The organism is Yersinia sp. LJYL362 (assembly GCF_048323875.1).
The window spans coordinates 1-14,671 of record NZ_JBLWEX010000275.1 but is presented as its reverse complement, the minus strand read 5'-3'; the positions used below and the strand labels follow the sequence as shown (position 1 = coordinate 14,671).

The following is a 14,671-nucleotide window of genomic DNA, read 5'->3' as shown; positions in this document are numbered from 1 at the left end:
GAGATCCACGACCTTGAAAACCTTACGGGTTTTCTGTCTCCCTCGCGCCCGCCCCGGCTTGCGGTAGTCGTTAAACTTTTTGTAAAGCCCGAATACGGGCGGCGATTTTTTCGCGGTGGGTCTTTACGCCCACTTTCACGTCAAAAGCGCCCGCCTGTGCCAGTAATGCGTCAGCCTGTAACAGCGTTTCCACATCATCGATCGCCGTGGCAACCGGTTTGCCGGACTTATCAGCCAGTAGCAGCAATCCGGCGAATTTGTACCACTTGGCGTTAACCTCTTCATGTAACCGCCATTTATCGCGGATATTGGCAAACGTTCGGCTGAAATACGGCTCAATGCTGTGACCGAGTGACGCCTGAGTTTCGGCCCACTCCATGACGGTATCCGCCACAAAGGTGGCAAAGGTGCTTTTGATATTTTCAGGGGTGTTTTGCCCCTGTTCGATGGCGATATCGGCCCAATCCAACGCCTGATCAAAGTTCCCCACGTCAAACAACCAGACCACACACCAAGCAAACGCCGGGTTAGCGTGAGCAATGCCCCCCTCCAGATAGCGTTCAACGGTCGGTAACCACTTAGGTAACAGCTCGTCACGCTTCATATCCACACGGTCGGCAATCGTTCCCAGACTGCGCACACGCGTTACATCACTGTCCAGCTCGCGTAGCTGTAAGTGCAGGCTGGCGGGGCTGGCGCTCAGGGCTTCATGGTTTTTTAACGCCAATTCAGCCTGAACACGGCGGCGGTAACGCTGACAAGGGGAAAGGGCCATAGTTATTCGCCTCCGTTGACTTCATCCAGAACGCCGTCGCCAACGGTGATCGCATCGTAAGCTGCATACAGCTCGTCATACTCCACCGCGTAGCCTTCCATGCGCAGGTAGTTGTTTTCGAAGCGCTTGCGGTCGTCAATCCATTCGGCCTTACGCTTACGGGTACCGCGTTGGGTGTATAAATGCAGGTTTGACAGCGTGGTAACGATCAAACGCCCTTCTGGCATAAATGGCGGGGTATAGGCGGTACGGCCGGCAATCTCGCGGTTAATCAACTGCGCGGCGACTTTCTCGGTCGGGCGGTCAATGCGGTTCATCATGCTGGTTGCATCGGCCGCGATAAGGTCAGCCGATACCAATACCACCAGGCGCGGGTCGTTGCGGAATGGCTCATAAATGCAACTGTGGATCAGGTCAGTTACCGCCGCGTCCAGGGAAACGAAATCAGCACCGGTACCGTTGCGGTCTAAAATCACTTTATCGGTGATGATTTGACCGGGGGAACGTTCCTGAACAATAGTCTGCCAGCCTCGGTTCACGTCCTGGCCGAGTGGGTTAGCTACCGGGTCGGTATTGTCGGCGATGGTTTTACCGTTAAAACCGATACGCAGCATATCCAGCGCAAAGGATTCATTACTAAACTCTTGGATACGTTGGAAAAACTCATCTTCACTGCCAGAGTTCGCCCAAACGACCAAAAGCGCGTATGTCAGATAAGAACCTGAATCCGTTTCAACCAGTTCATATTTGTTGCCCGATACGCCCATTTCACGGTTGAAACGACCGTCTTTTTTACGCCCGGTAAACATCCCCGGATTACCGGTATTGACGACCTGGCCCTGAATCTGGTCAACATCCATCAGATTGATCAGACGTAAAAACTCAGACCGTTGCATCAGCGCATTACGCAGCGAGGTTTCTTTCGGGTCAGTCAGCGAAAAAAATTGCTTGGTATCGGGCTGGTTATTGGCCTTGGCTAAGCCAGCCGCATATTTGCGGATTAGTGCTTCCGCTTTGGGTGTTAATTGCATGTTCTTTATCCCGTTTAAAGGTGGTCAATGGCGAATGCAGTTAGTTGAATTCGAAAGGCTTATTGCTGCCGCTCGGTGCGCCGTTGGGTACCTTGGATTGACGCGCATCCAATGCGCTGAATTTTTGTAGCACCGTGGTTAGCTGTTCTTTTAAGCCGGTCAATTCGTTGCTGCTGGCCGCTGGAGTACGGGCGGTGAAGTTCTGACGACGGGGTGAACGGCGCGAATGGTTACGGGAACGACGAGCTGACACCCCTTTGGCGTTAAATGATTGCATCAACTGCGCCAGATTCTTTTTAGCCACGCTGAATTCAGCGGCGACCACTTCATCCTCTGGATTGTCGGCTACTTCGGCGGCGATTTCGGCTACCTGGTCGGCGACGTCGGCAATCTCATCAGCCAAGTCGGCCACATCGGTGGCGGCTTCTTCCGGTGTATCGGCGGTAGTGCCGTTGGCTTTTTCTTCCATTTGCTGAATACGCAGGGTCAGCGCTTCAATAAGGGCTTTTAATTCATCCATCTTGGTTTCATCCTCGCCCTGGTCGGGCTGGTTATTGTCGGGGTCGGGTGTGAATTCTTTCTTAATGGAAAATAGGCGGTCAAAGAAACCCGACTTTTTATTTTCCGGTTTACTTTCACGGCTTTTTAATTGGCCCAGGCTAAAGGCTTCGACATTACCGCGTGTTACCGCTTTATCTTCGCCATTAGCAGTAAATGATATTTTTTCAGTTCCTAAACTTGCGGGGATATCTGTTACCGCCAAACCAAATAAATAACTTTCCCCACTACCGGCAAAATCGGGAACTATTTCTACGGAAGTGAAAAGCTTTTGCCCCTGTCGGTTAGCCTCAATTAAAAATTGATTGGGTATTAACTTGGCATAAAGCTTTATTTTTTCACCTACTTGTTCATATTTTAAAGCGTCGACTTCCCCCATGTTAGGAGTGTATTGCCGCATAGCAATATCTTCCTCATGGTACGGCCACAATAGAGCGGTGTAAGTCTCACGGCTGTAGGTGTTAGCGCATTCAATCAACCATTGCGGCTCTAATGGCCTACCGTCAACAGACGTTCCAGAGGTACCAATACAAATCCAATCTGAAATAAGTTGCGGCATGAAATACCTTTATACTTTTGGTTAATGAATAATTACCGTGTGATTTGCAGTATTGCGGATATTTAAATGCGGCGCACCCATCTTCATTATTATAAGTTCGGTTATAAGCTGTTATCCGAATGAGACCACATTTAATTTTAACTAACACATAATTACCTCGTCATAATAGCCTTATGGCAAAATATTCTGATGAAATTAAAGAGGCGGCGCGAACGCTTTTTATTAAAAGCTGGACGCCCAAAGATATTGCGCAGGAATTAAATATTCCGGTGCGCACAATTTACCATTGGTCTGATATAGGTCAGTGGGCGGCATTATTACCGGTTGAATCTTTTGAAGCGGCCATTACGCGCCGACATGACCAGTTATCACGGCGCGAAAACAAAACCGCGCTGGAGCTGGAGGAGGTCCGCGACCTGGTCGCGCACCACGTCAAATTAATGGCGCAGAGTAATAAACACGCCGAGAAAATGGCAGAAATAAAAACGCGCATGGCGATGCAGTCAGGCGGCGAGGATGAAACCGGATTCGGCAGCGAGAGGAAACGCTCATACCGCAAAAATGATATTTCTAGTATCACAAAAGAAATGTTGGATAGTTGGGCCAGTGAACACCTGTTTGATTACCAGCTGCATTGTCGCGCCAATAAAGAGCAGAACTTCCGGCACATTCTGAAATCGCGTCAAGTCGGCATGACTTACTATTTTGCTTTTGAAGCCTTTGAAGATGCGGTGTTAACCGGTGATCGGCAGGTGTTTTTCTCTGCATCTCGCGCACAGTCTGAAATCTTCAAATTTTATATTGTCGAAATCGCTCAACAGGCGTTTGGTATTACGCTGACCGGTAACCCAATCAAACTAAGTAACGGGGCGGTACTGCGGTTCTTGTCGACCAATGCCGGCACGGCTCAGGGTTTTAACGGCCATCTTTACGGCGACGAAATATTCTGGATACCCAAATTTGGGAAATTCCACGAAACCGCGTCCGCGATGGCAACGCATAACAAATTCCGCACCACTTACTTTTCAACGCCCAGCGCCAAAACACACCCGGCGTACCCTATATGGACGGGGGATACCTGGCGGGAAGATGACGCCAAACGGAAAAAGGCCATATTCCCAAAAGAAAGCGAACTGCGTAAAGGGGGGATTCTTTGCCCGGATGATCAATGGCGCTACATCATCACGATGGAGGATGCGATCAAGGGCGGGCTGGGTGCTCTGGTCGATATTGAGCGGCTGCGTAATAAGTACAATGCGACCGCATTCGCCATGCTGTACATGTGCCAATTTGTTGACAGTAAAGACGCGGTATTCAAGTTTTCCGAACTGGAGAAATGCGCGGTAGATGCCGGCATGTGGCAAGACCACGACATCAAAGCCGCCCGACCATTTGCTAACCGTGAAGTGTGGTGTGGCTTCGACCCGTCCCGCTCCGGTGATAACTCTACTTTTGTGATTATTGCACCGCCGATGTATGACGGTGAACGCTTCCGCGTCCTAGCGGTGTTCTACTGGCAAGGGCTGAATTTCACCTGGCAGGCTGAACAGATAAAGCAGCTGATGCGGCGCTATAACATCACCTATATCGGTATTGACGTGACCGGCATTGGTCGCGGCGTTTATGACCTGGTCACCAAATTTGCGCCCAGGGAAGCCACCCCGATTCTCTACAGTGTGGAAAGCAAAACCCGCCTGGTGCTGAAAATGATTGATACGGTGGAGCGTCACCGCATCGAATGGAGTAAGGACGCCACCGACGAGAACAGCCAGGAGCGGGCCGAAATTGCCGCCAGCTTTATGGCTATCCGGCGCACGACAACCGCCAGCGGTAACGCGCTTACCTTTGTGGCCGAACGGTCAGACGCTACCGGCCATGCTGACGTATTTTTTGCCATTTCTCACGCCGTGATTAATGAACCCCTCGACTATGAATATGACCGCCCGTCTACCTGGGCCTTTGGAAAAGCAGCATGACAACTAAAAAGAAACGCGGACGCAAGAACAGCACCCAGCCAAAAAAAACTAAGGCAACCGAGGATTTCACCCCCGGACGCGGTAGCGTTATTTCATTTGGGGAGCCGGAACCGATATTAACCACTGGCACGGATTACAGTGAAATATGGTACGACAATGATTTTGACCACTGGCGATTGCCTATTGAACGCCTCGCCCTGGCGCAACTGCCAAATCTCAACGGCCAACATGGTGGCGTTCTCTATGCCAGGCGTAACATGTTGGTTAGCGACTACCTCGGCGGTGGGCTAACCACTGATAGCATTGAGGGCGCGGCGTTTAATTATTACCTGTTTGGTGATGTGGCTATCTTGAAAGTGCGTAATTTTTGGGGGGAGGTTATCGACCTGGTACCGCTGCCCTCACTCTATACGCGCCGGCGCAAAACGGGTGAGTTTGTCGTTTTACAAAAGGATGAGCCGCTATCTTATCCCCCGGAAGATATTATTTTTTTGGCGCAGTACGATCCCCAGCAACAAATTTACGGTTTGCCGGACTATATCGGCGGTATTCATTCGGTATTACTGAATTCTGAGGCCACAATATTTCGCCGTCGTTACTACCATAATGGCGCACATATGGGCTTTATCCTGTATGCCAACGACCCCAACATCAGCACGGAAGTCGAACAGGAAATCAAAGAAAAAATAGAACAGAGCAAAGGTGTGGGTAACTTCCGCAATATGTTTATCAGTATCCCGAAAGGTGACCCGGAGGGGATTAAATTGATATCGATTGGTGAAGTGAGCGCCAAGGATGAATTTTCCAACGTTAAAAGCATTACCGCCCAGGATATTCTCACGGCGCATCGCTTCCCGTCCGGCCTGGCGGGGATTATCCCACCTAATGGAACGGTGATGGGTGACCCGGAAAAAGCCCGCGCCACGTACCGAAAAGATGAAGTTATCCCGGTGCAAAATAAGTTTATGCGCGCCGTGAATACCGACCCCGAAATACCCGTAAATTTACACCTACGCTTTAAAGCAGATAAAGATACGGATAACACCGAAAGGGGCGAAAATTGAGCAGAATTAAGCTAAAATCACGGAAGTTAACAGAAATAGCTTTCGGAGTGGTTAATATGCGAATGTTCAAGATTAAATGCACGGAATGCCGCGCACCCGCAATTATCCGCAAAACAGAATGGAAAGACGTCAAAATAGCCGACCTGTATTGTGCTTGCTCCAATGTCGAGTGCGGTCATACCTTTGTATTTAACGCGGTGTTCTCACACTCACTCAGTCCCAGCGGGTTAACGGGGAGTAAGTTGGTGATGGCATTACTTGAAATGTTGAAGCCAGATGAAAGACAGATAGCGCTAGACTTGCTGCAAGGTCAGCCAGGATAAGAGAAACCCGCCGAATGGCTACACCGTCTACTCTGAGTGTTCTGAGTGTACGAGATATTGAGTTTTCACCTAAACTTCATCACGAACGATGATAATTAGTTTTTTAAATTTAGCCTGATAATTAATTAAAGGAATATATTTATGAAAGTAAATTATGGAGTAGATTTTCAATATTTCCCCAAAGGATCAAGTAGACCTTTGGATGATGGAATTGTAGTGCCTTTAAGCTCAGATAAAAATGAACTGCTATTGTTACCTAATGTAGGGGATTACGTTGATATTGAGGGGATGAACACTGAATATGCTCATTTTAACGGGAAGGTCAAATCAAAGTTGTTTCGCTACATTAGAATATCAGAAGATGAGGTTTTTTGTTCAGTTAACATTGTTGTAGAAGAAACTGATGACGATTGGGGTCTGCTAATAAAAGAGTGATTTGGTAGCCCGAAATGTAGACAGCTGCCTTTAGAATATATGTAGTAGCTCATACCTAAGTTGACAAAAAGCCTCATCAGAAAAGATTGATGGGGCTTTTCATTTTTTCAACGTTGATATATGTCAAACAACTTAATTAACTTCACTTCCCCTTGCTGCCAGCATTCCTGATCAAGTCGGGCGGTCATTTTGTTGGGTAGTACCAAATTACCGCCCCTGGCTAGCACGTTGATTTCCCACTTTTCCAATATCCAGCCGCTACGCTGTACGGCTTTGTCGATTTTTTGGCACATTTCCACCATAGAGGCGCTGATAGGCTACGTCTCAATTTTTTTCAGTGGTTTTTTAGCTTCTTCCCGTAGTCGGTTGCGCAGTTCTCGCCGTTGGGTGTAGGTGAAACTGTCAAAATCATTAAAATCTGGCGGTGGCGTTGTTCGTTTTTTACGCTGCCTTGGGGCTTCGTCGTCGGAGGTGGGGACAGTTATTGCCACGAGTCCAAGGGAGGGCAAAGAGCCATTAGGGCCAACGTCAAAACCTGCGACCGCGTTGCGGTCGGAGTTTGGTTGGTTATCGTTGCCTGGCTTCGCGACCATCTTCCAATTATCGCTATGGGTGCATACGCGTGACTCATCGCCCAGGCGTGGTGACCAGATCCCGTAGATTTGTGTGCCGTATTCGCCGTAGTCATTCGCCACGTCTGCTATTGCATACGCGGTACGCACGGTGTGGTACTTGCGCGGTATGAGGACGCCGCCCTGATGATGGATATAGGTAGCAAAACAACCCGCATCCGCCGCCGCGAGGACATCATCCATTTTTTTATCGGGCAGAAGTTGCGCACCCTTTTTGGGCTTTAACTTGCGTTGTAGCTGGCCGGCTAACAGCCGTAATTCGCGGTAAGCCTGGCGGGAGGGGATGCCAAAGAACTGGAACTGTCGCACCCGGTGCAAACTCGCCCAGGCAACGGCATTTTCTACCATGTCACCTAACGGCTTGCCGGTTTCTTTACTCAGTAACGGCTTACCGGTTGCCTTGTCGATCACCGTTTTCATTTGTCGGCCATCAACGTTTTTGCTGATATATTTGGCTATGTAGCTGGTCGGCGAGCCTTTTCGTTTTGTTATCAACTCGGCAGTAAACCGGGGCTTGATATCATTACCCAGCTCGGCACGGTCTTTTCTGATCGCAAAATCACGCATTATCTTGGTGATGGCCGTGCGATGTTTTTTGCGCATAAAGCACATTAAATGCCAGTGAACGGTACCGTCGTGGTGAGCCTCGGCAACACGCATCCCATACCAGCGTAAGCCCATGCGGTGCATCTTCTTACGGATACCGGAAAAGAGAACGACCAGATAATCACTGCTTTCTCTTACCGTTTTGGTTGTCCATTTGGGGTTAGGTTTCCCATTGGCAAGGGTGGCGTGATATTGAGACGGACAGGTAATGGTGTAGAAAACGGCGCAATCGGATCGCATTTCGGCCAGATTTTCTAGCCCTTTCATGGTGGTCATCATTTCATTGCGGCGCATACGCGGGTTACTGGTGCTGGCATTAACCACCGTTTCCATATCCAGCGTGACACCCTCGTCATTCACAAACTCATGTGAACGAATAAAATCCAGCATTCGGCGATACTGCTCACGTTTGTGTGTCAGGGCGTCGTAGCTGATATAAGCGGAGGCGTGTTTATGCACCAATAACACAGCGCGTAATTGTTCCTCTCGCCATTCACTCCGTAAACGCCATAACTTTCTGTACCACCATTCGGCGCAACGCAGCCGCGCCAGTGCTCCGGGGAGTAAGTGGTAAGGCACTTCCCCGCGCCGGCGCAGACATTCATTTAACGCATACCAATAAGGTGGAGTGATACAAAGTCGGGCGGTTTCACTGGCAACCACTTGATAGATTTGTAATATTTCATCGGGGGTGGTTTCGTCAGTGAGCACTTTCGTGACCTGATCGTCAAACAGCATATCCATATGCGCGGCGACCATTGTCGCCAGGGTTTTCACTTCCTTTTGGTTTAATTCTGGCAGTCGCAATAAATCGTCTAACCGCTCCCGGCTGGCAATGTTTTGATAGGCAATTGTTTGCTGTTTCTTTCTCATGGCGTCCAGGCGTGACAATGCGCTTTCAACAATTTCAGTTAAAAAGGTATTGGCCCGTTCGTCGCCAGATTCACGGCGTAGATAATCAATGCGTTGCTGTAATGGCTTCCGAATAAACTTTGGTTGGCTGCTTAAATTTGCTTGTACCAGGGCGGCGGGAATATGGCGCTGTAACTTATGTGATTGCGCCAGTCGGGCAAGGTGGATATCAAGAAAAAGCTCATGTTCATCCAGAGTGTCAATTTGCCATTGACGGCGTTCGCGGGCTTTCAATTCCTCTTTAGTGAGTGACGCCTCAATAGCTGCTTGTTGGTCAGCCTGATAAGCGGCCATCATGACGGCCAGCGGGGTACGTTGTGCCGGTACGATTTCCAATAACGGATTTATAGCGGTGTTGGGTTTATTCCAAGAGTAAACCCCGGCAAACGTTTCATCGTTTCCGGGGTAAGGTTGTGACGGGGTGGGCTGAGTTCTGCCGCGTTGGTTGGTCATTGCTGGAGTGAGCCGCCTGGCGTAGGGAATTGCCGTATACGGTGGTAAACAATGGCGCATACCGTGCCTTTCGGTATTTCCATTTTTTCAGCGATAACGCTCGGCGTTAATCCCTCGGCATAGAGCGCGCGGCATAGTTCAACATCATGATCGCTGTGTTTTGAGTTGCGGTTACGTTCGCCAATCGTTGATGGGTTAACATCTTCGGAAAATGCTTTTACCCGGACGGCGGTCAAGGTGCGGCCAAGGTGATCGGCGATGTCTTTATATCGGGTGGTGTTTACCGCTTCACGCAGATAAGCCACCTCATCCGGTGACCAGGGCTGGCCGTGACGATTTGGGATAGTCATAGCAGCCCCCTTAAAATGGAATTTCATCGCATGGATCAAAAAATGAAAGCAGAACTAATTGCGGCGCGGCAAAATTACATTGAGTAATGTCTGATATTTCCACCCCAATTTTACGACCGGTGTATTCACCAGTTCCACCGTCCCACTCGACTAAAAGCAGATAATCACCGACTTTAAAATCACGGTCATTAGTGCGTAACTCGGCTTTTTTTCTGCCATCAATAACTGCCTGGAAATATTCAGGCAGGATTTTTAATTGATGGGTTATTACGGTTCGCGAATGTGAAGCGGCTTCCTGAAATGCTTCTGCTGTGCGCTGCGCTTCTTTACGGTCGGACTCGGTTTTATGTATTGCCTGAATGGCTAACTCAGTCGTTTTATCATGACCCTCTTTACAGATATTCTTACCGGCATCAGTACCCATGATCGCAAAGATTAAAGAATCCCATTTGGGTTCGAATGATGAATTGAATTCTTCTAAGTGTGTCACTCTCTGCCGTAGTTTGGAGGCTTCACTATTAAGACGTTCGATTTCAAGACCGGCAGCAACTAAATGCTTTCTGACGTGCGCTCTTAATGCGATTGCATGAGTGCCATCGAGCGCAGCAAGGGGAATGAGACTACTAGCCGCACAAGTCAGCCCTTTAATTGCATTGGTGGTATTAATATGAGTAGCCATTATTTAGCCTCTTTATTTTCAGTGGATGAATTAGCAACGGGTTTAACTTCTGATATCCAGCTGGATAACTCTTCAAATACTTCTTCTTTAGAAAAAACGGATTGACTTAATTTGGCTAGTTTGTTGTCTAATCGTTCAAGTAATAACAAACGCTCAGATAGGCGAGCATTATTAAAATGCTCAACCAGTTCTATGTCATTTATCTCTTTGGTTAGTTTTATCGGTGCCACAGTCATTGTTATTACCCCGTTTTTAGATAATGGGAATCCCGACGCAGCAAAGCGCCTGTTAATTTCAGGTGTTTATTTAATCGATTTTATTATCCGGCAACGGATCACAATCTATATAGGTGATTCTTTGCGGTAATAAACTGGCTGATGCCCTCCATCTATTTAGCGCATCAACGATATTTCTTTGCTCTTGTGGTAACAGCTCCTTAAACTCCAATCCATGCCTAGCCTTTGTAATGTCTGCAAGGTAGTAAATGGCACCTTTCATTTTTGGGTCTGTCTCGCCCATTTCTTTGAGCAGTGCCGGGATAATTCCCTGGTGTTTTTTGTTGGGGAATAAACACCAAATTTCAGCGGTATGCTGTAGGCCGTGCTGACGTTCTTTTAATGTCAGCGGTACCGCGCGGGCCTCCTCGGTGTTTGCCATATATCCCCCTACGCAAAGATTCCCATCAGACGCGCCCACCAACGGGGTTTAGCCCTAGGTTTTGCCATAAATGGAAATCGACAACCTTTGATAAATTGCACTTCGGTAGCTTTTGGCTGAAAACTACGACCGTCCGGAGCTTCAAGCCAGCCACGCAGGTGGCGGCGGTGTGTTACTTGCTGGCCGTTCGTTAGCATTGCAGCCAGTGACGGGCATTGGTTAGCGGTCATTAAGTGATCTCCATCAAATGAATAGTTGCCGGGGGACTACATCGCGCCCGGCGCGCGTTTTTTGTGGTACTGTTTTTGCGCCGGTTACTACTGTGAGAGGGAACCCCGGCGCACATGCCAACCAACCACAAAAAGGAATGCGATATGATTTTTAAACTGCAATGCAAAATTGACAATGGACATAAATGGTGGTGGGAACTAATAAGTAAATCATCTGCTGTGCGTCTTAAAGGCCCAATATTTACCAGTCGACACGAGGCAATAAGAGACCTTGAAAAAATACAAACTGTTATAGAAAAAGCGCCTCTCGTTAGCTGTATCGCAGAAAAAATTGATGAGATTGATTTGTATCCTGAAATTACAGCTTTAAAAGCACCTGTTGTTTTTATTTTTAATAATCGCAAGCCGGATGTATGGGATTGGCAAGCAATCGACGAAAAAGGCAATGTAATCACCGAGAGCGCCGAGGAATATAGCGGGCGTAATGGATATAAGACATGCGAAGATGCTTTAGTTGCTGCAAAAAAAACCAGAGAATCCATTGCTTGTGCCCCTTTCGTTGATGCAGCTGGCGTGCCAATAAGTCCGGCAGTCCTATCTAAAGATTATTGTGAGCGGCGAGAGTTAGTTGATAACCATCCCGCAGCCGTTTATTGGCGAAACCGTAATAACAGGTAGCGTTACTCGCCACCCTCGCTTATTAAAGCTAGCGCTGCCGTATCTGTAATGCGGCAGTTCGAGTCAAAAATTATCACGCCGCTATGGACTCCATTTACGAAATAATTACGCCGAAAAATCTCTATACCCTCCAGTTGTTTTTCTGTATTCCCCACCAATGAGATTACTTTGAAACTTCCCATTTTGGAGTCAATTACACTTGGAGTAATAGTGACATCCCCTAGGTTTGTTTTTTTATTAATTAAGCACTCTTCTTGAATTAAAGTTTCTGCTAATTCATTAATTGGTATATCCACACCATCAAAACCTGAACCTAATAAAGCAATGTTGCTTTTCCCATCTGCACGACCATACGCACAAATTATTTTTTCAAAATCAACAAGAATAAATGTTTCTCCGTCTTTTATTTTAATAAATTTCGACATTTCTAAATCTCCATTCCGTAAATAAAGAGAAAACCCTTTCGCAAATTACTTTATTTGAGGGAGGGCTTTATCCCCTCATTTCATACAACTGATCAATGTATTCGGTTGCCTGTGCCTGGGCGTCGAACTTACCGTATGACTCATCACCCTGGCGAACGTGGTAGCGGGTAATTGGGTTTCTTTTATTTCGCTTCAATCTGGTGATTGAGAAACCACGGTAAGCAGTTGTGTGGTCGCTGATAACAGTCAGTGCGTACATCGGGCCGCGAAGCAATGGGGAAATCATGCCGTTGCGCCATACTGATTGATTGTCTTTTTATTCGCTTTGGCGGCGGATGTTTTAGTTGCTGCAATTTTACGATTCACTGCTGCGGATGGCCTGGAGGTAACTAATCTATCTTTCCATGCGTGCCATTCAGGTGTAGCGGTGCAAGCCAGTTGGTTAGCGTAAGCATCCCACTCACCACGATGGATCAAAATCTCGCCCTCCCCGTCCAAATTCTGCGGGTTCTTTAGTCGAATCACCGGAAGTTTCCCAGCAGCAACCATTTGACGGATTGCTTTTGGAGTTTTACCGATGTAGTTAGCGAAAAACTCTACCGACACCAATACCGAGGAGGTTTCTGATACTTGTTGCATTTGCTATTCTCTCCATTCGCTCTCGCAAGAGCCTCTTAGGGGTCGTTAGAGTCCGTACGAGCGCCGCGAGTTATCAATATGGATAGAATCTACGTGAGTACGTAATTTATGTCAATACATGACAATGAAAAGTTAAAGGCAATTCGTCAATCTGAAAGATTAAATATGCGGGAAATGTCTGATTTAATAGGGATTAATTACACAACTTACGCTGGCTACGAGTCAGGTAAAGCTAAAGTATCGCTAGAGGCTGGTAAAAAACTCTTTAAGCACTCCAGATTTAGAAAGTACCGTGACTGGTTTATGTTTGATGAAGTTGATCCCGCTGCCGGACAGATAGCTCCGGCACTCTCCCCTTGTGGGCAAGACGAAACAACCTCACCGCACTCAGACAAAAAGATTGGTTAAGTATCTATAAAGTTTATATTTTTGATATTTCATTCCAAGATAGTTATTTCATTGAGGGGCTTACTTATGTCAATTAAGAAGCTCACTGATGGTCGGTACGAAGTGGATGTCAGGCCGCAGGGTTCGGAAGGAAAACGGATTCGGCGCAAATTTGATAAAAAGGCAGAGGCCCAAACGTTTGAGCGCTATGTCTTGGCAAATTTTCATAATAAAGAATGGGTTGATAAGCCAGCAGATAAAAGGGTTCTTTCTGAGCTAATCGAATTATGGTGGAAGTATCAAGGCCAAAATACGAAGCATGGCGAAAAGGAAAAGTTGAGGCTGTATAAAATAGATAGAGAAATGAGTAATCCACGAATCTACATGATTACACGCAAGTTTCTCATGGAGTATCGTTCGCAACGCCTAAGTTCTGGTTTGTCGCCTGCAACGGTGAATCGTGACCTTTCTGTGCTGTCTGGTATGTTCAGTACGCTAATTGAAGCGGAAGAGTTCCATAGTGAGAATCCGATCTGTGCGGTATCGAAGCTAAGGTTAAAAAATAGCGAAATGTCATTTTTGTCTGAGGATGAAATCGTTGATTTGCTTTCAAAAGCTACAGGAGATCAACGCAGAATAGCGTTGCTTTGCCTAAGTACCGGTGCAAGATGGGGGGAAGCTAAGAATCTTCGGGGCGAGCACATAGTTGGGAATAAGGTTACTTTTGTTGAAACAAAGAACGGGAAAAAACGCTCAATCCCGATATCTGATGAAATGTTAACTATCATCAAAACCAAGAAATCCGGCCAGCTCTTCAACGCAGATTACAATGAGTTCCGTTCACTATTGAAAGAGTTAAAACCTGATTTACCAAAGGGGCAAGCATCACATGCGCTACGGCATACCTTTGCAACTCATTTTATGATGAATGGCGGGAACATAATCACACTTCAACGAATACTTGGACATTCCAATATTCAACAAACGATGAACTATGCTCATTTTGCACCGGATTTTTTGCAAGACGCTATCACACTAAATCCGTTGAGAGGTGTATCCCTTGTCCATAAATCGTCCATCGGTTGAAGTTATTTAGAGTTTGTTAGGGGTAGTTAAATAAACATAACCCTTTGATACCACAAGAATAGCCCTATTTTTGTGGTATATCCAACGCACCTTTGGGCGCGTTTTTTATTGACAGCAATTCAGGCTGGCGGTTAGTTTAGAGGCTGTTTGTTTTAGCTATAACATATCGTTTCAATCAGTATCAAAAACAGTCTTCAATAACAGGTAAGCAGCAAC

At 47.1% G+C, this 14,671-nt stretch carries 20 protein-coding genes; 7 read left to right on the top strand and 13 right to left on the bottom strand.

The window, feature by feature from the left end; translation table 11 throughout:
* Nucleotides 1-70 precede the first annotated feature (70 nt).
* Genes gpM through ACNSO8_RS17470 form a run of 3 tightly spaced genes read right to left on the bottom strand, consistent with a single transcriptional unit; the run spans nucleotide 71 to nucleotide 2,923 of the window.
* Nucleotides 71-775: a phage terminase small subunit gene (gpM, locus tag ACNSO8_RS17480; protein ID WP_418395374.1), complete on the bottom strand. Its 705-nt coding sequence runs from the start codon at nucleotides 773-775 to the stop codon at nucleotides 71-73.
* A gap of 2 nt (nucleotides 776-777) precedes the next feature.
* Nucleotides 778-1,806: a phage major capsid protein, P2 family gene (locus ACNSO8_RS17475; protein ID WP_418395373.1), complete on the bottom strand. Its 1,029-nt coding sequence runs from the start codon at nucleotides 1,804-1,806 to the stop codon at nucleotides 778-780.
* A gap of 40 nt (nucleotides 1,807-1,846) precedes the next feature.
* Nucleotides 1,847-2,923 carry a GPO family capsid scaffolding protein gene (locus ACNSO8_RS17470; protein ID WP_418395372.1) on the bottom strand — a complete coding sequence of 359 codons (1,077 nt, stop codon included), beginning with the start codon at nucleotides 2,921-2,923 and terminating at the stop codon, nucleotides 1,847-1,849.
* A gap of 173 nt (nucleotides 2,924-3,096) precedes the next feature.
* Here ACNSO8_RS17470 and ACNSO8_RS17465 point away from each other — a divergent pair, with 173 nt between their 5' ends.
* The 4 genes from ACNSO8_RS17465 (at nucleotide 3,097) to ACNSO8_RS17450 (ending at nucleotide 6,721) form a co-directional block, all read left to right on the top strand.
* A complete protein-coding gene (locus ACNSO8_RS17465) occupies nucleotides 3,097-4,899 on the top strand; it encodes a terminase large subunit domain-containing protein (protein WP_418395371.1) in 1,803 nt (600 codons plus the stop codon).
* Entirely contained in the window at nucleotides 4,896-5,963 is a 1,068-nt protein-coding gene (locus tag ACNSO8_RS17460) for a phage portal protein (protein WP_418395370.1), read from the top strand. Before ACNSO8_RS17465 ends, ACNSO8_RS17460 begins: the two co-directional genes overlap by 4 nt.
* On the top strand, nucleotides 5,960-6,286 hold the full coding sequence (locus ACNSO8_RS17455) for an ogr/Delta-like zinc finger family protein (protein ID WP_049616163.1): 327 nt from the start codon (nucleotides 5,960-5,962) through the stop codon (nucleotides 6,284-6,286). The genes ACNSO8_RS17460 and ACNSO8_RS17455 overlap by 4 nt, the downstream gene beginning before the upstream one ends.
* A gap of 141 nt (nucleotides 6,287-6,427) precedes the next feature.
* Nucleotides 6,428-6,721, top strand: coding sequence for a hypothetical protein (locus tag ACNSO8_RS17450; protein WP_418395369.1), 294 nt, complete (start codon nucleotides 6,428-6,430; stop codon nucleotides 6,719-6,721).
* Between the two features lie 107 nt (nucleotides 6,722-6,828).
* On the opposite strand, the gene ACNSO8_RS17445 is transcribed toward ACNSO8_RS17450, so the two are convergent.
* From ACNSO8_RS17445 to ACNSO8_RS17415, 7 genes are all read right to left on the bottom strand, one after another.
* Complete coding sequence (locus tag ACNSO8_RS17445) at nucleotides 6,829-7,014, bottom strand: hypothetical protein (RefSeq protein ID WP_418395368.1); 186 nt, start codon at nucleotides 7,012-7,014, stop codon at nucleotides 6,829-6,831.
* A gap of 24 nt (nucleotides 7,015-7,038) precedes the next feature.
* A complete protein-coding gene (locus ACNSO8_RS17440) occupies nucleotides 7,039-9,324 on the bottom strand; it encodes a replication endonuclease (protein ID WP_418395367.1) in 2,286 nt (761 codons plus the stop codon).
* The gene (locus ACNSO8_RS17435; RefSeq protein ID WP_418395366.1) at nucleotides 9,321-9,674 is read right to left on the bottom strand and encodes a hypothetical protein; all 354 of its coding nucleotides are present in this window, start codon (nucleotides 9,672-9,674) and stop codon (nucleotides 9,321-9,323) included. The genes ACNSO8_RS17440 and ACNSO8_RS17435 overlap by 4 nt, the downstream gene beginning before the upstream one ends.
* Before the next feature lie 10 nt (nucleotides 9,675-9,684).
* The gene (locus tag ACNSO8_RS17430) at nucleotides 9,685-10,353 is read right to left on the bottom strand and encodes a DUF3850 domain-containing protein (protein WP_418395365.1); all 669 of its coding nucleotides are present in this window, start codon (nucleotides 10,351-10,353) and stop codon (nucleotides 9,685-9,687) included.
* A complete protein-coding gene (locus tag ACNSO8_RS17425; RefSeq protein ID WP_418395364.1) occupies nucleotides 10,353-10,589 on the bottom strand; it encodes a hypothetical protein in 237 nt (78 codons plus the stop codon). The genes ACNSO8_RS17430 and ACNSO8_RS17425 overlap by 1 nt, the downstream gene beginning before the upstream one ends.
* A 70-nt stretch (nucleotides 10,590-10,659) precedes the next feature.
* Nucleotides 10,660-11,010 carry a DUF5347 family protein gene (locus ACNSO8_RS17420; RefSeq protein ID WP_418395363.1) on the bottom strand — a complete coding sequence of 117 codons (351 nt, stop codon included), beginning with the start codon at nucleotides 11,008-11,010 and terminating at the stop codon, nucleotides 10,660-10,662.
* Between the two features lie 8 nt (nucleotides 11,011-11,018).
* Nucleotides 11,019-11,240, bottom strand: coding sequence for a phage filamentation protein Fil family protein (locus ACNSO8_RS17415; protein WP_050336662.1), 222 nt, complete (start codon nucleotides 11,238-11,240; stop codon nucleotides 11,019-11,021).
* Nucleotides 11,241-11,384: 144 nt separating this feature from the next.
* Between ACNSO8_RS17415 and ACNSO8_RS17410 the strand changes: the two genes are divergently transcribed.
* Nucleotides 11,385-11,918, top strand: coding sequence for a hypothetical protein (locus ACNSO8_RS17410; RefSeq protein WP_418395362.1), 534 nt, complete (start codon nucleotides 11,385-11,387; stop codon nucleotides 11,916-11,918).
* 2 nt (nucleotides 11,919-11,920) lie between these two features.
* On the opposite strand, the gene ACNSO8_RS17405 is transcribed toward ACNSO8_RS17410, so the two are convergent.
* The 3 genes from ACNSO8_RS17405 to ACNSO8_RS17395 form a co-directional block, all read right to left on the bottom strand.
* A complete protein-coding gene (locus ACNSO8_RS17405) occupies nucleotides 11,921-12,343 on the bottom strand; it encodes a hypothetical protein (RefSeq protein WP_418395361.1) in 423 nt (140 codons plus the stop codon).
* A 67-nt stretch (nucleotides 12,344-12,410) separates the two neighbouring features.
* On the bottom strand, nucleotides 12,411-12,629 hold the full coding sequence (locus ACNSO8_RS17400) for a hypothetical protein (protein ID WP_418395360.1): 219 nt from the start codon (nucleotides 12,627-12,629) through the stop codon (nucleotides 12,411-12,413).
* The gene (locus tag ACNSO8_RS17395; protein ID WP_011815650.1) at nucleotides 12,626-12,982 is read right to left on the bottom strand and encodes a Cox family DNA-binding protein; all 357 of its coding nucleotides are present in this window, start codon (nucleotides 12,980-12,982) and stop codon (nucleotides 12,626-12,628) included. The genes ACNSO8_RS17400 and ACNSO8_RS17395 overlap by 4 nt, the downstream gene beginning before the upstream one ends.
* A 108-nt stretch (nucleotides 12,983-13,090) precedes the next feature.
* Here ACNSO8_RS17395 and ACNSO8_RS17390 point away from each other — a divergent pair, with 108 nt between their 5' ends.
* Together ACNSO8_RS17390 and ACNSO8_RS17385 are read left to right on the top strand one after the other, a co-directional pair.
* The gene (locus ACNSO8_RS17390; RefSeq protein ID WP_011815649.1) at nucleotides 13,091-13,390 is read left to right on the top strand and encodes a helix-turn-helix domain-containing protein; all 300 of its coding nucleotides are present in this window, start codon (nucleotides 13,091-13,093) and stop codon (nucleotides 13,388-13,390) included.
* A gap of 66 nt (nucleotides 13,391-13,456) precedes the next feature.
* Entirely contained in the window at nucleotides 13,457-14,455 is a 999-nt protein-coding gene (locus ACNSO8_RS17385) for a tyrosine-type recombinase/integrase (RefSeq protein ID WP_418395359.1), read from the top strand.
* Nucleotides 14,456-14,671 lie beyond the last annotated feature (216 nt).

What these genes read in the sequence shown, in the direction of transcription:
- gpM (WP_418395374.1), bottom strand. Translation starts at nt 775, where the DNA reads ATGGCCCTTTCCCCTTGTCAGCGTTACCGCCGCCGTGTTCAGGCTGAA.
- ACNSO8_RS17475 (WP_418395373.1), bottom strand. Translation starts at nt 1,806, where the DNA reads ATGCAATTAACACCCAAAGCGGAAGCACTAATCCGCAAATATGCGGCT.
- ACNSO8_RS17470 (WP_418395372.1), bottom strand. Translation starts at nt 2,923, where the DNA reads ATGCCGCAACTTATTTCAGATTGGATTTGTATTGGTACCTCTGGAACG.
- ACNSO8_RS17465 (WP_418395371.1), top strand. Translation starts at nt 3,097, where the DNA reads ATGGCAAAATATTCTGATGAAATTAAAGAGGCGGCGCGAACGCTTTTT.
- ACNSO8_RS17460 (WP_418395370.1), top strand. Translation starts at nt 4,896, where the DNA reads ATGACAACTAAAAAGAAACGCGGACGCAAGAACAGCACCCAGCCAAAA.
- ACNSO8_RS17450 (WP_418395369.1), top strand. Translation starts at nt 6,428, where the DNA reads ATGAAAGTAAATTATGGAGTAGATTTTCAATATTTCCCCAAAGGATCA.
- ACNSO8_RS17445 (WP_418395368.1), bottom strand. Translation starts at nt 7,014, where the DNA reads ATGTGCCAAAAAATCGACAAAGCCGTACAGCGTAGCGGCTGGATATTG.
- ACNSO8_RS17440 (WP_418395367.1), bottom strand. Translation starts at nt 9,324, where the DNA reads ATGACCAACCAACGCGGCAGAACTCAGCCCACCCCGTCACAACCTTAC.
- ACNSO8_RS17435 (WP_418395366.1), bottom strand. Translation starts at nt 9,674, where the DNA reads ATGACTATCCCAAATCGTCACGGCCAGCCCTGGTCACCGGATGAGGTG.
- ACNSO8_RS17430 (WP_418395365.1), bottom strand. Translation starts at nt 10,353, where the DNA reads ATGGCTACTCATATTAATACCACCAATGCAATTAAAGGGCTGACTTGT.
- ACNSO8_RS17425 (WP_418395364.1), bottom strand. Translation starts at nt 10,589, where the DNA reads ATGACTGTGGCACCGATAAAACTAACCAAAGAGATAAATGACATAGAA.
- ACNSO8_RS17420 (WP_418395363.1), bottom strand. Translation starts at nt 11,010, where the DNA reads ATGGCAAACACCGAGGAGGCCCGCGCGGTACCGCTGACATTAAAAGAA.
- ACNSO8_RS17415 (WP_050336662.1), bottom strand. Translation starts at nt 11,240, where the DNA reads ATGACCGCTAACCAATGCCCGTCACTGGCTGCAATGCTAACGAACGGC.
- ACNSO8_RS17410 (WP_418395362.1), top strand. Translation starts at nt 11,385, where the DNA reads ATGATTTTTAAACTGCAATGCAAAATTGACAATGGACATAAATGGTGG.
- ACNSO8_RS17405 (WP_418395361.1), bottom strand. Translation starts at nt 12,343, where the DNA reads ATGTCGAAATTTATTAAAATAAAAGACGGAGAAACATTTATTCTTGTT.
- ACNSO8_RS17400 (WP_418395360.1), bottom strand. Translation starts at nt 12,629, where the DNA reads ATGATTTCCCCATTGCTTCGCGGCCCGATGTACGCACTGACTGTTATC.
- ACNSO8_RS17395 (WP_011815650.1), bottom strand. Translation starts at nt 12,982, where the DNA reads ATGCAACAAGTATCAGAAACCTCCTCGGTATTGGTGTCGGTAGAGTTT.
- ACNSO8_RS17390 (WP_011815649.1), top strand. Translation starts at nt 13,091, where the DNA reads ATGTCAATACATGACAATGAAAAGTTAAAGGCAATTCGTCAATCTGAA.
- ACNSO8_RS17385 (WP_418395359.1), top strand. Translation starts at nt 13,457, where the DNA reads ATGTCAATTAAGAAGCTCACTGATGGTCGGTACGAAGTGGATGTCAGG.